12 protein-coding genes, 1 tRNA gene and 1 pseudogene are annotated in these 14,032 nt (G+C 38.2%); 7 read left to right on the top strand and 7 right to left on the bottom strand.

What is annotated here, in order from left to right:
- Window positions 1–26: 26 nt before the first annotated feature.
- From H3U73_RS02410 to msrAB, 3 genes and pseudogenes are all read right to left on the bottom strand, one after another.
- A tRNA-Gly gene (locus H3U73_RS02410) sits at window positions 27–102 on the bottom strand.
- 107 nt (window positions 103–209) lie between these two features.
- Complete coding sequence (gene pgsA, locus H3U73_RS02415; protein WP_025331015.1) at window positions 210–782, bottom strand: CDP-diacylglycerol--glycerol-3-phosphate 3-phosphatidyltransferase; 573 nt, start codon at window positions 780–782, stop codon at window positions 210–212.
- A gap of 238 nt (window positions 783–1,020) precedes the next feature.
- Window positions 1,021–2,013 (bottom strand): annotated as a pseudogene (msrAB, locus tag H3U73_RS02420) (bifunctional peptide-methionine (S)-S-oxide reductase MsrA/peptide-methionine (R)-S-oxide reductase MsrB); the annotation flags it as partial.
- Window positions 2,014–2,159: 146 nt separating this feature from the next.
- On the opposite strand from msrAB, the gene H3U73_RS02425 reads away from it, so the two are divergent.
- The 5 genes from H3U73_RS02425 (at window position 2,160) to rfbD (ending at window position 6,373) form a co-directional block, all read left to right on the top strand.
- Complete coding sequence (locus H3U73_RS02425; RefSeq protein ID WP_025331014.1) at window positions 2,160–2,648, top strand: GNAT family N-acetyltransferase; 489 nt, start codon at window positions 2,160–2,162, stop codon at window positions 2,646–2,648.
- Window positions 2,649–3,036: 388 nt separating this feature from the next.
- Window positions 3,037–3,492, top strand: coding sequence for a transcriptional regulator NrdR (gene nrdR, locus H3U73_RS02430; protein ID WP_025331013.1), 456 nt, complete (start codon window positions 3,037–3,039; stop codon window positions 3,490–3,492).
- 105 nt (window positions 3,493–3,597) lie between these two features.
- Window positions 3,598–4,191 carry a cytochrome C gene (locus tag H3U73_RS02435; protein ID WP_198189978.1) on the top strand — a complete coding sequence of 198 codons (594 nt, stop codon included), beginning with the start codon at window positions 3,598–3,600 and terminating at the stop codon, window positions 4,189–4,191.
- A 3-nt stretch (window positions 4,192–4,194) separates the two neighbouring features.
- Window positions 4,195–5,337, top strand: a complete 1,143-nt coding sequence (gene ribD, locus H3U73_RS02440; RefSeq protein WP_174830350.1) for a bifunctional diaminohydroxyphosphoribosylaminopyrimidine deaminase/5-amino-6-(5-phosphoribosylamino)uracil reductase RibD — start codon at window positions 4,195–4,197, stop codon at window positions 5,335–5,337.
- A gap of 175 nt (window positions 5,338–5,512) precedes the next feature.
- The gene (gene rfbD, locus H3U73_RS02445; RefSeq protein ID WP_198189979.1) at window positions 5,513–6,373 is read left to right on the top strand and encodes a dTDP-4-dehydrorhamnose reductase; all 861 of its coding nucleotides are present in this window, start codon (window positions 5,513–5,515) and stop codon (window positions 6,371–6,373) included.
- A 55-nt stretch (window positions 6,374–6,428) separates the two neighbouring features.
- Here rfbD and H3U73_RS02450 read toward each other — a convergent pair whose 3' ends face one another.
- Together H3U73_RS02450 and H3U73_RS02455 are read right to left on the bottom strand one after the other, a co-directional pair.
- Complete coding sequence (locus H3U73_RS02450; RefSeq protein ID WP_078474214.1) at window positions 6,429–6,872, bottom strand: DNA polymerase III subunit chi; 444 nt, start codon at window positions 6,870–6,872, stop codon at window positions 6,429–6,431.
- A 10-nt stretch (window positions 6,873–6,882) separates the two neighbouring features.
- On the bottom strand, window positions 6,883–8,292 hold the full coding sequence (locus H3U73_RS02455) for a leucyl aminopeptidase (protein ID WP_198189980.1): 1,410 nt from the start codon (window positions 8,290–8,292) through the stop codon (window positions 6,883–6,885).
- Window positions 8,293–8,426: 134 nt separating this feature from the next.
- On the opposite strand from H3U73_RS02455, the gene lptF reads away from it, so the two are divergent.
- Both lptF and lptG read left to right on the top strand, forming a co-directional pair.
- The gene (lptF, locus tag H3U73_RS02460; protein ID WP_041879817.1) at window positions 8,427–9,536 is read left to right on the top strand and encodes an LPS export ABC transporter permease LptF; all 1,110 of its coding nucleotides are present in this window, start codon (window positions 8,427–8,429) and stop codon (window positions 9,534–9,536) included.
- The gene (lptG, locus tag H3U73_RS02465; protein ID WP_041879814.1) at window positions 9,536–10,624 is read left to right on the top strand and encodes an LPS export ABC transporter permease LptG; all 1,089 of its coding nucleotides are present in this window, start codon (window positions 9,536–9,538) and stop codon (window positions 10,622–10,624) included. Before lptF ends, lptG begins: the two co-directional genes overlap by 1 nt.
- 647 nt (window positions 10,625–11,271) lie before the next feature.
- Here lptG and H3U73_RS02470 read toward each other — a convergent pair.
- Together H3U73_RS02470 and H3U73_RS02475 are read right to left on the bottom strand one after the other, a co-directional pair.
- Entirely contained in the window at window positions 11,272–12,591 is a 1,320-nt protein-coding gene (locus tag H3U73_RS02470; RefSeq protein WP_198189981.1) for a TolC family protein, read from the bottom strand.
- Window positions 12,591–14,018, bottom strand: coding sequence for an HlyD family type I secretion periplasmic adaptor subunit (locus tag H3U73_RS02475; RefSeq protein ID WP_084553533.1), 1,428 nt, complete (start codon window positions 14,016–14,018; stop codon window positions 12,591–12,593). Before H3U73_RS02475 ends, H3U73_RS02470 begins: the two co-directional genes overlap by 1 nt.
- Between the last annotated feature and the right edge of the window lie 14 nt (window positions 14,019–14,032).

Here is a 14,032-nt window from a genome sequence, read left to right on the forward strand (position 1 = left end):
ACTTTATACATGTGAGCATGTTTTTTTGGAGCGGGAAACGAGTCTCGAACTCGCGACCTCAACCTTGGCAAGGTTGCGCTCTACCAACTGAGCTATTCCCGCGTTGTTCATTCGTACTGAATGAAGAAGCAACATTATATCGATGAAAAAAAATGTGTCAAGATTATTAATACATCTGATGAAGTATTTTTTGCTTTCACTATGATTTTTTAGGATTTAAATTCTTTCGTTGCCATCTTTAAATAATACAGCATTGACCAGATAGTAAGGATACAGGCTATAAGCATAAGAATATTTCCAAATATCCATAACAAATTGGGTTCTGCTAATGGTGGAGAGGTGAGTAGTAAAAGAAAAATAGCTGCCATTTGTGCCGCGGTTTTAAATTTTCCCAATTTGGCTACGGCAACACTATTTCGTTTGCCAAGCTGAGCCATCCATTCCCGTAAAGCAGAAATGGTAATTTCACGACCGATGATAATCATGGCAAATATGGCATAGGTGCGGCCGGTTGCTACAAGTAATATCAGAGCAACAGCTACCATTAGTTTATCCGCAACCGGGTCAAGAAAAGCACCAAAATTAGATGTTTGTTTCCAACGACGTGCCAGATAACCATCAAACCAGTCAGTTATTGCAGCTACGGCAAAAAAGCCTGCTGCAAGCCAGTTAATGATCTGGCGATCACTAATCCAGTCTGCTGGCAAATAAAATAATAAAGTAAATATTGGAATGATAAGGATACGCAACCAAGTGAGCAATATCGGAAAATTCCATGGCATAACGGGGTGTCCCTGACAAGTTATGATTTGGTTGCTTATATGATACCGCTTTGAGCGCTTTAAGGTGATTTTTTATTATTGATTGATGAATGTATCTCTGGATAAATTGTTGTGATAATTTTATATTTTTATTTAAATATTTAATTATTAATTATGTTTTGATAGTAATTCATACTATTGGAAACTACAGCATCGGACAGCAAAGATAGTTTATATATCCTGTCCGATGCTGAAGAAGTTACTTCACCATGTCTTTATAGGCAGCATAGCCGGCAGCATCCATCTCTTCATAGGGAATGAATCGTAAACTTGCTCCGTTGATGCAATAACGTAATCCACCACGATCTTGCGGACCATCTTTAAATACATGTCCTAAATGTGAGTCTGCATGCTGACTACGCACTTCAGTTCGCTGCATGCCATGACTGTTATCTTCATGTTTACTCACTGCTTCGGATTGTATTGGCTGACTGAATGCCGGCCAGCCGCAACCGGAATTGAATTTATCCCGTGAGCTGAAAAGTGGCTCTCCACTGACAATATCTACATAAATCCCAGGGACAAACAGTTCATCATACGGATGACTATACGGACGCTCAGTGCCTGCATTCTGAGTAATTTGATAAGCTTCTTCACTCAGTTGCTGGTGTAAAGTGGCTGCATCAGGTTTGTGGAAAGCATTTGCATCATATAATGTTGTGGAAGTCTGCGATGGTGGCAATTCAGGCAGAGGCTCTCGGGCTTTTCGTAAATCAATATGACAGTAGCCTTGTGGATTTTTGTCCAGATAATCCTGATGATATTCTTCAGCGGGGAAAAATTGTTGTAAAGGCAAGTCTTCTACTACGATAGGTGCAGTATAACGCCCTTGTTCAGCTTTAATCATTGCCTGAATGACATCATGGTCAGTCGGATCTGTATAGTAAATACCGCTGCGGTACTGGGTGCCTGTATCGTGTGCCTGACGATTTAGGGTAGTAGGGTCTACAATCCGGAAAAAATGCCGCAGGATATCAGTTAAAGAGATGATATCTGCATCATATTTAACCTTTATCGTTTCAGCATGGCCTGTGTCCTGATTGCATACTTCTTCATAGCTTGGATTATCAGTATGACCGTTGGCATATCCGGCCTCGGTTTCAATCACGCCATTTAAACGCTTAAAATAGCCTTCCATACCCCAGAAGCAGCCGCCAGCTAAATAAATAGTTTTTAGATTCATGATGTTATTCCATATATTTGTGTGGTTTATTTGTACATGCTAACACCAGCATGTGTTGAATAAAAGATGTTGTTTTGCTTAATTATGTTTAAGTGATATAAAATCTCTGACTTATTTTGATAAATTGATGCATTGTCATATTGGTTAAAGATCATATGAGTATTATTACTTATTTACGTCCTGCGAGACCGGAAGACTGTGAAGATATTTATAATGCTCATCGCTATGCTGTTCAGTATACCTGTGCACGTAAATATGATGAAACAGTATTGAAAGCATGGTTGTCATTATTAAATATACAAAGCTATTTGCATACGCTGGCAGATGCTAATAAAGCTTTATGGGTGGTTGATTATAAAGGCCATATACAAGGCTTTTTTCAGATGGATTTAGTAGAAGCTCAACTGGATGCTTTATATATCCATCCTTTCGTACATAATCAGGGTTTGGGAACTGCTTTGTTGCAGCGTGCTGAAGATGTTGCCAGTCGTGCAGGGCTGGGTATGCTGAAGCTCTATGCATCGCTTAATTCCGTAAAATTTTATGAAATTAATGGTTATACTTCATTAGGTGAATGTGCATTGCCACTCAATCGTGAAGTTACCGTTAACTGCTTACTGATGCGCAAATATTTAATTGAGTGATGTGCTATAAACAATATTTAATACTTAATACAGAAAATGAAAATTTAAAATTAATGGTTTGAATAATTATTAAATTTATTTTTATAAATTGTTTGTTTAACTAAATTGTTGATAGTAAATTTCTATTTCTCTTTTTTTGAGTGTGTTGGATTATCCAATAATTATAATGTGCCTATTTTTTAATCAATAAAAAATAATCAATATAAATCAATATTATATTGTAGTTATCCCCATATTTTACCTAAAGTTTTGCGCTGAATTTTGTGTACAGGTGGATAAGTTATCTATAATTGATTAAATCATTTGAATTTACAGAACAAAGAAGCTTGCCAGCAGTGGTACTGCCTGCCACAATAGCTATTCAGTTTAATATTTATTTTGTATTTATATGAAATGTCCTTTTTGCCAGCATAACAATACACAGGTAATTGATACACGTCTGAGCGAGGGTAATAATAGTATTCGCCGACGTCGTCGCTGTCTGGCTTGTGATTGTCGGTTTAGTACGTTCGAAGTAGTTGAAATGCGGATGCCATTGATTATCAAACGTACCGGAGAAAAAGTTTTGTTTGATCCGGCTAAGTTGTATACCAGTATCAGCAGGGCATTACATAAACGGCCAATGGATAGGGAAAGTATTGAAAATGCAGTGGCAGAAATAGAAACTAATCTTTATCACATGGGGGTTAAGGAAGTTCCCAGTCAGATGATTGGAGATATGGTCTTGAGTTTACTGGCTAAGCTGGATGAAGTTGCTTATGTGCGCTTTGCTTCTGTCTATAAAAGTTTTCACGATGTTTCGGAATTTACTCAATTAATTGCTACTTTAAAAAATACCAATTAGTTATATCAGCCCTTGAGAAGAGTATTGTTTTGTTCGCTGCATTCGGCGCTAATTCTTGTTATACTTTGTAACTATTATGCCTTGTCATGAAAGCTTAAATATATCATGTTGAAATCTCGTATAGGGTTGTGTGCAATACTTTTTTTATTGGGCTTATCTGCTTGCACGAAACAGGATACTTCTGTAACTATGGATGCAAGTGATACTCAGACTGCCAGCAGTAGCGCAGCATCTGCTGATGAACCTGCTGTTTCTGCTACTCAGACTCTGACCAGTAAAGACAGTAAACTCAGTATAATAGTAGACGGAGATTTTGCTGATGTACTGGATAGTGCAACAGACTGGGTAGATCCGGCACAATTAAATAATCTAACTTTATTACAGCATGATGACGGTAGTAATATCACTTTGGCAGTAAATAACTTAGGTACATTAAAAATTAAACCAGATGAATATTTTAAAAATCTGGCTGACAGTCTCGAACATAATAGTAGTATTAGTAATATCAAAGTAGGTGCCGCTACTGTAAACCGTATGAATTATCGTTTCAGTCATCAGCAAAATGGTACGTTGCTAAATGAAAGCTGTGTTGCACTGATTGTGGATAATAATCTTTATTCAGTATGCGCCAGCAGTGAAAGTGCCGACTATAATGCACTTGCTGGTACTTTAAAAACCATAAATGTACAGAATAATTAAAAAATGAGCTTTTCTGAGCTTGATGCGAAATTTATGCAAACCGCCCTTGAGCTAGCCTGGCAAGGGCGGTTTTCTACCAGTCCTAACCCGCGAGTAGGCTGTGTTATTACTCATGGCGAACAAATTGTGGGTCAGGGATTTCATGTCTGTGCAGGACAGCCTCATGCAGAAATTCACGCATTACATCAGGCCGGATATCTGGCAAAGGCTGCTACTGCCTATGTAACCTTGGAACCGTGCAGTCATACAGGTCGGACAGGACCATGTGCTCAGGCATTGATTGATGCTCATATTAAGCGTGTTGTTGTTGCTATGAGCGATCCAAATCCATTGGTAAAAGGTAATGGGTTACACATGCTGCAAAAGGCAGGAATTCAAGTTGACAGTGGTTTGTTTGCACAACAGGCGCGTGAACTGAATTCTGGTTTTTTATCCAGACAGGAAAGAAATAAACCTTATATCAGATTGAAGATAGCAGCTAGTCTGGATAGTAAGACAGCTCTAAGTAATGGTTTAAGCCAGTGGATTACTGGAGAGGCAGCGCGTGATGATGTGCAGACATTACGTGCTGAAAGTTGTGCCATATTAACTGGTGTTAATACTATACTGGCAGATGATCCTCTGTTAAATGTACGTCGTTTTTCGACATTAAGACAACCATTGCGCATTATTCTGGATAGCCGCTTACGTCTTACACCTGAGTATCAGATAATTCAGGACACTAAAAGTCCTACACTGATCATTACTACTGTCACAGACAGCGCTAAAAAAGCCATTTTTGTATCTTATCCGCATGTTTCTATTCTTACTGTACCTGCAAATTTGCGAGGACAGATTGATTTACAAAAACTTTGGGTGATTCTGGCTAAACGTGATATTGGTTCGATATTGGTGGAAGCAGGTTCTATATTGAATTCAGCATTGCTGACAGCTGATGCAGTTGATGAAATCATTTACTATCAGGCTCCCAAAATACTCGGAGCTAATGCGCGCAATGCTATTGAAATATCAGAAAATCCAAATGCTTTAACAGAGCGGAAATGGCAGACTGTTGATGTAAAAGTTTTAGGTCAGGATTGTCGCTGGTTATTGCGTCATCGTGAAAGTGCCAAATGGTTAGCGGGTAAAACTGCTTCAGAAGCATAGTTAGCTGCATATCAAATCAATTCTTCTGAGTAAAAATTTTTTGGTGCTGAAAATAAACTTTCAATATGTAACAATAAGCTTATTTTATGTAAGCATAATTTTTAAGCGTGATTTAGCGTTATTGTTGTAAATATATTCATTTTTCTATTGGCAATTTAAAATAAAAGGTTTCGCCATGCGTATTTTATTAACAGGTTCAAAAGGTCAGGTAGGTAGTTGTTTAAGAGACAGATTGCCGGAAAGCTGGGAGCTGATTGCCAGTGATTCTCAGACACTGAATATTACTGATGCACATAATGTGCTTAATATGGTGAAAACTTTTGAACCGGATGTGATTATTAATGCGGCAGGGTATACCAAAGTTGATGCTGCGGAAGCAGATATAGACAGAGCTTTTGCTGTAAATGCAACAGGAACACTGAATCTGGCTCAGGCTGCGCATTCCATTGGTGCACGTCTGATTCATATATCGACTGAGCAGGTATTTGATGGTCATCGTCATGTCATTCTCACGGAAAATATGGCACCTAACCCTTTGAATGTATATGGGCATAGTAAACTGGCGGGTGAACTGTTGGCTTTAAATGCTCATGTAGATGCTGTGGTTATTCGTACTTCATGGGTTTATAGTGAATACGGACATAATTTTGTGAAAATTATGTTACAAAAAGGATTAGAAACACCCAATATGCGGGTTGTTGATGATCAGATTGGTTGTCCTACTTATGCCGGTGACTTGGCTGAAGCCATTATACGTCTTGCAGCATTACCTCATTCCCCGCGCGGTTTATTACATTTTGCAGGAAGTCAGCAGATGAGTTGGGCAGAATTTGCTCAGCGTATATTTACTGAAGCGGCAAAAATTGACGAGAGGTATAATCAGGTTAAGGTAGAACGTATTGCAACGGCTGATTACCAGTCAGCTGCCAGAAGACCTGAGTTTGGTATTCTGGATAGTCGTACCTTGCAAAATATGCTTCCGCAACCGGTTACTGATACACCTTTAGCACATATTGTTGAAAAATTGATGAGATAAAAGTCATAAAGAAAGCGGGTTAACTGATAACCCGCTTTTTTGATAACTGCTACTTTTAGTTTTGCGTCCTCATATCGAAATGCTCAACTTTAAATCCGGCACTCCGATAAGTGCGAAAACGTTGCCGTGCAGCTGCAATTTCATCCAGATCATTACTTACCAGTTCTAATACACGTTCTGGTTTCCGGGGGGCATTACACCAGTATGCATCTGCAAGATTAATAACAACATAATCTTTTTCTATTACTGGTAAATCTTCACCATAAGCCAGTAATACTGCCTGTAAACCAATTGGTTGAACATGTTGTGGTGACCAGATTTCATGTGGAATAAAACTTGCAGGTTGAAATGACCATAAAGCATGATCCAGTTGATTAACACGGCTTACATCATCACACCAAATCAAAATATTTGAACCACTTTTAAATACTTTTTGTGTCAGCCGGCATGTAAATGAAACGGGGTCAGTAATGTGAGTATAAAAAGTAGTTGTGGCCATATCTTTTTTCTCAGGATTGCTGAATCAGATACTCAAGCAGAAGTGGAACAGGACGACCTGTCGCACCTTTATTATTGCCGGAATTCCATGCCGTACCGGCAATATCAAGATGTGCCCACGAGTAAGATTCAGTAAAGTATGAGAGAAAGGCAGCAGCCGTAATCGTTCCCGCAGGACGACCGCCAATATTTTGTAAATCAGCAAAGTTGGATTTTAATTGTTCTTTGTATTCCTCAAATAATGGTAGTTGCCATGTTTTATCATTAATACTGTCTGCTGCCTGTAATAACTGATCGATTAATTGCTGATTGTTGCCTAATACACCTTGTGCAACATGTCCTAAAGCGATGATACAGGCACCAGTAAGGGTGGCAACATCGATTACTGCTTTAGGCTGGAAGCGTTCGGCATAGGTAAGTGCATCACATAATATCAGTCTGCCTTCTGCATCAGTGTTTAAAACCTCAATATTTAAACCATTCATAGCCTGAACAATATCGCCTGGTTTAACAGCATTGCCTGAAGGCATATTTTCACAAGTTGGGATTATTGCAACGAGGTTTAATGGTAGTTTGAGTTTTACTGCAGCTGCAAAAGTACCAATAACCGAAGCTGCACCACACATATCAAATTTCATTTCATCCATGGCAGCACCCGGTTTAAGAGAAATACCACCAGAATCAAAAGTAATACCTTTGCCAACCAAAACTACCGGCTTATCTTCGTTATTCGAAGCTCCATGATATTGCAATTCAATAAGATAAGCTCCGGCCGTGCTTCCCTGTGCAACAGACAGTAAAGCATTCATACCCATTTCCTGTATTTCGGTTTCGTTTATGATTCTTGTACTGGCACCTAAATCATTGGCAATCTTGGCAGCAGAAGAAGCCAAATAGGCCGGAGTACAGATATTTCCCGGTGCATTGCCTAAATCTTTACAGATATTCATACCATAGATGATAGCTTCGGCCTTGCTAAGGTGGTTATTGACAGGGTGAACAGTCTGATAATTGATTTTTTCAAGTAATACTGGCTTAGAATCTTTTTTGAATTTATCAAAGCAATAGACCGCTTCGCCAACAGCAATTGTAAAAGCCTGTACCCATTTCTGGGCAAGTATTTCCGGTAATTTGCTTAAATCTATATTGAGTGATGATTGCTCTTTGGACCAGCTGGCAGCTTTTGCGGCCAGTTTCTGGATACTGGCATAATCATCTTTATCGATATTTACTACAGCTAAAGCCTGTAAAAATTCATCTTTTACGGTGTGTGTCGCAATAAAATCCTTTTGCTGCTGTTGTAATTGAGTTAACAAAGTATTAGCCAGATGTTGTTCTGGTTTGCTTTCTTTGCAATACACAAATAGTAAAGAACTGTTGTTTTGCGGCTGCAATTGTTCCGCATTTATGCTAAATTCCATATTTTCCTATCCTATTTTATAAGGGCATTATATATATTCTGTACGAATCATGCGTTTAAGCAGAACCGGATGCACTTATTGTAACGCAGGCTGCCGCTAAAGTAAGGACAGTCGCAAATGTGTTTAATTATCTTATGATTTATCAACGCCAATTTATTAAAGAATTATCATGGACTGCCGTAGGCATATTCGTGATCTTATTGGTAGTACTGGTAGCTACACAGGCAATCAATCTGCTGGGTCGTGCCGCCAGTGGCCGTGTAGCCATTGATGCAGTGTCTGCGTTAATTGGATTCTGGACAATTGGCCTGACACCTGTACTGCTTATTCTGACAGCTTACATCAGTATCATCACGGTACTTACACGTTATTGGCGTGATAGCGAAATGGTGATCTGGCTATCCAGTGGCTTATCATTAAGAAACTGGATTATTCCTTTAATGAAATTCGCTATTCCGTTTGCAGTTTTGGTGGCAATAGTTTCCATGCTCATTCAGCCTTGGGCAGAGTGGCGCAGCCGTGAGTTTGCGGAGATACTGAAACAAAAACAGGAAATGTCATTACTGGAACCCGGGGTATTCAAAGAAATTGGCAAAAGCCATCCGCGAGTTTATTTCATTGAAACATTTGACCCTGATAGCGGTCGTGCCAGTAATCTTTTTGTTCGTGAAAAAGAAAAAAATGGCAAGGAAAGTTCGATTTTTGCGAAAAAAGGCGAATTTAAACAGGATGGAGAGAAACGTATTCTTACTCTTGAAGACGGTTTTCGCTACTATGGAAAGCCTGGACAGGCTGATTATCAAAGAGCTTCTTTTGATAAAATGACACTGATTATCAGTGTTAATACAACCGTTATTGATCCAAAACAGAACCGGCATACTATTCCTACTTCTGCATTATTTGCCAGTAACAAACCCATTTACAAAGCAGAACTAATGTGGCGCTTATCATTACCGATTAGTGTTATTTTACTTGCTTTAATGGCTTTACCATTATCTTATTTTAATCCCCGTACCGGACATACATACAATATTCTTATTGCAATTGCAGTATTTTTAATTTATCAAAATGGCCTGACCTTTTTGCGAGATCTGGTAGAAAATGGTCGTATACCTTTCTGGTTAGGCATATTTCCAATGCATCTAATGATGTTTATGCTGTTTCTATTCTTATTACGCTGGCGTGACTTCCCATCAGCTTCTTTTAAAACAGCGTTTACATCATTACTGGGAGGACGGTCCTGATGCGTTTGCTTAATCGTTTTGTCATCAGCCAAATGACTGTTTATACTTTATATGCATTATTGGCACTGGTAAGCTTATACAGTTTTTTCGATATTATGGGTGAAATCAGCCATGTTGGTGACGGACGTTATACTGCCGATAAAATGCTGTATTATGTTCTTATGCTGATTCCGACACATGCTTATGAGCTTATGCCTCTGGCTGTACTGGTTGGTGGTCTTGTTTGCCTTAGTCAAATGGCCAGCAATAGTGAATTTACTGTAATCAGAACATCCGGAATCAGTTTGTCTAACATTATTAGTATGATGCTGCAATTTGGACTATTCTTTGCAGTCATTGCTGCGCTGCTTGGTGAATATGTCGTACCTAGAATAGGTCCTTATGCAGAACAGTATCAATTACATGCACGTCAGAACAGCATCAGTGCCGGGGACAGTGGTATATGGTTAAAACAAGGAAAAGACATTGTAAACGTAGCTGAAATGCTTCCGGATGGCAGCTTAAGAGATATCAATATTTATCGACATGATGAAAATTTTCAACTGACTGAAACTTTACATGCTTTCAGTGCTAAAGTGGATGTTCATTCTACTGAAGGTAAAAAATCTAAATGGCATTTGAATCAGGTAGATCAGTCACTATTGGGAAAAAATCAGATATCTGTAAATCATATTGAAAATCTGGATTGGAAAATGTCTGTTAATCACCAGCTTCTCAATATATTGCTGGTAGCACCAGAACAAATGTCAGCTATAGCACTTTCAACTTATATCAAGCATCTGAAGCATAATCATCAACAGACAACACGCTACGAACTTGCCTGGTGGAGAAAGATTGCCTATCCATTGGCGTGTATGGTTATGGCTTTGGTAGCGCTGGCATTTACGCCTCAACAAAACCGGCATGGGAATATGGGTTTGAAACTATTCTATGGAATATGTTTAGGACTATTATTTCATTTTTCTGGAAGACTGTTTGGATTTACCAGTCAGTTATATGGAGTGCCGACTATAATTGCTGCATTTTTGCCTACACTTCTTTTTCTGTGTCTGGCTGTTTATCTGATTCGAAGACAGGAAAAACGTTAATATCCATTTTTGTATTTAAACTTTATACGCCTGAACCGTAAAATGTTAAGTGATAGTTACTAATTTCAATAAGAAAATTAAATGGATATTGTTTTTATGGTAAGTCTCATTAAACAATTTATTAATTGCTAAGAAAAATATTGATGAATTAGTTTCTAAATATTATTCAATAGAATTTCAGCAAATAATTGACGGTAAAAAATTTGGTTATAGTGAGTTTATTTCACATATAAAAATTCTAAGCAAATGAGGAAATTATATTTATATTTACCATTTTGTAAAAAGTTACCATACCTGAAAATAGCTTTAGTGAATTTGAGATTTTTGCTTTATTTATAATCGAAAATAAAAGATTATCGCCTGTAAAGAATTGACTCAACAATTAATAGATAATTTAAATGATTGCGATTTTAATTCAATATATTAAATTTTAGGAAACTCTAAAAATTAAATAATATTTTTTATTTAAATAAAAATTGATTTAACATAAAAATGAAAATTCAAATAAAGTAACAAATTTTTCTTAAGTAGCTATCAATAAAATATCAGAGAAATTGATAGCTACTTAATCTAAGGTACTTAATAAGATTAATTGATGTTAAATCAATATTTAAAATAATTATAATTATTTAAATGAATAGAATTACCTAATACAGCAATTTATGTAATTTTTTTTGTTCTGCGGGTTGAGTCAAAATCCCTGCGCTTTGCAGAAGCTGAATATACGTTGTTATATAACCATACTGTGCTTCGGCTAATTTTTGCTCAGCATCAGCCTTAGCCTGTAAAGCCTGTAATTCATCCAGATTACTGCGTATACCTACTTTACGACCTAATTGGGTAGCTTCTAGTTTTACAGAATTCGCTTTTAATAATTGTTGCTGTGCCTGAATCTGATAAAGATTGCCTAATGTAGTCTGATAAGCCTGATTAACATTAAGTTCAATTTTACGTTCAGTAGCAATTAATAAAAATTTATTTTGTTGCTCTTTTGCAGCTGCTTCTTTAATTTTACTGTGGATTAATCCACCAGTAAATAAAGGCATTGAAAGCTGGACTGTAACAATCCCGCCTTTACTGCGAGTACCATGATCCAAACCATAAAATTGTTGAATCTGATGATTGTCCTGATAACCGCCATTAATCGTTAACTTCGGCCAGTTTTCTGCTTTAGCTGCGATATAAGCTTGTTTAGCATTTTCTAAAGCCAGCTTTTGCTGCTGCCATTCTGGATTATTTGTTTGTGCTGTATTTATCCAATCTGCTTTGCTTGTTTTGCCCAGTAAGTCGCCAAAATCTGTATGTCTTAAACGTTTAATTTTCTTCGGATCAAGGCCGGTGATATTAGCCAGATTATTTTGAGCTACCAGCAGATCGGTCATTGCACTAACTTTTTTTGCACGCGCTGCTTCATACCCAGCCTGAGCTTCGTTTGTATCCAAAATGGTGGCTGCACCTTTTTCGAATAGAGCTTTGGACTGTCTGATTTGCATTGCATAGGCTTCTTTTTCTTTTTCAATTGAAACCAGTTTATCTTCAACGAGTAAGACCTGAAAATAAGCCTTAGCAACATTAAATAGCAAATCTTCTTTTACATTCTCCAATTGCCAGTCAGCCATATTGGCAGTAATTTTACCTTGCTGGTATTGTGCCCATTTAGTTTTATCAAACAGAGCCTGACTTGCCTGAACATTCCAGCCATGAGTCTGGGTTGTACTAGATAGAGAGGGGGGCTGCTTCTGATAGATATAATTGCCATTTACCTGCGGGAGCAGAGCAGCACGTGTTTGTGCCAGTTGTTCTTTTTGAGCATCGCGTTCACTTTGGGCTGCTGAAAAATCTGCAGAATAGTTTATTGCAGCCTGCCAGGCATCAAATAAATCGAATGCCTGTACAGGAGCAGAAATAACACTGTATCCAATACAAATACAGAAAGCTTTCCAAATAGTAAAAGTATATTTTTGCATCAGCGTTCTCGCATACTTTCATCAACTTTAGTTTGCAGCGGGCTTAACAAATAGGTGATAACGCGACGCTTCCCGGTTTTAATTTCTGCGGTTACATTCATACCGGCTGTTAAATTCACTTTTTTACCATCTATCATCAGATAATTTCTGTCCAGAACAATAGTAGCAGCAAAAACCAGGCCCAACTTTTCATCTTCAATTGCATCAAAGCTTACATTTTTTACTTTACCGGTCAGGTATCCGTAGCGAGTATAGGGAAATGACTCAATTTTAATAATGGCACTTTGTCCTGCTTTAACAAAACCGATATCTTTATTTGGAACAAGTGCTTCGATTTCCATCTGATCCTGATCCGGCACGATAACCATAATTTGCTGAGCAGCTGTAACGACACCGCCTATAGTATGTGTGGCCAGTTGCTGCACCGTACCGTCGACAGGTGATTTCAATGTCATTAATTGTTTGCGCTGTAACGCTTTATCAGTTGCTTCTGTTAGTTGTTGAATTTGTTCATTGGCCTGACGCAATTGATCGAGTGTATCGCGTCTAAGGGTATTAGTCTGTAACAGTCTGTTTTGCTCAGCTTCGCGTATGCTTTCCTGAATTTGACGAAGCTGACTACGCTGGCTGGCTAAGTCATTTTTATTTTGAATAAACTTGCTTTCCTGCTCGTAATAAGCATGTTTGGATACAAAATTTTGTGCCAGTAAGTCCTTATAATCAGCTGTACGACGTTGCTCAATGGCTGTAGTTTGTTCAAGTTTACTTACCTGTGACTGGGTTCCCTGTAACTGTGCCTGATGTTCTCGCAATACAGTCTGCAATTGGGCATCCTGAGTAAACCATGTTTGGAACTGATTTATAGCTAATGATTGTGCTTCCATAATCTGATCAGGAGTCAACTGCCATTTTGTTGCTAGTTCATGATCCAATACAGGAGGTTGATGTGTATCAACAGCACGAATAACCGCTTCCAGACGTAATTTATTTAAACGTGCGGCCTGCAAGGATTTTTCTGACTGAGCATAATCACTGTCAGAACCAATACCACTTAGCTGAACTAATACTTGTCCGCTTTTTACATGATCACCATTTTTGACTGCAACTTTATCGACAACAGATGTTTCAAGCGGCTGGATAACTTTACTGCGTCCGCCTGGGGTAGTTTTCCCCATTGCTACAGCAACAATATCCAGTTTGCCAATTAATGCCCATAATAGTGCCAGCACGGCAAACAGAATAATCAGTCTTGCTGTCCATTTAGGTGCGGCAGAAATAGGTGTTTCAGTTAATTCAAGATGCGCCGGTAAAAAAGCACGTTCGTCTTCATCTCGTTTAGGCGGATCCAATTGAAAGCGTACCGCCCAGACATTTTTCCAGACCGTGCTATATCGTTGTAAAAAATCTTTAAAAGCTTGAAAGCGAATGCCCATATCTTATT

This window comes from Snodgrassella sp. W8124, from assembly GCF_016100875.1.
GTDB classification, from domain to species: domain Bacteria; phylum Pseudomonadota; class Gammaproteobacteria; order Burkholderiales; family Neisseriaceae; genus Snodgrassella; species Snodgrassella alvi.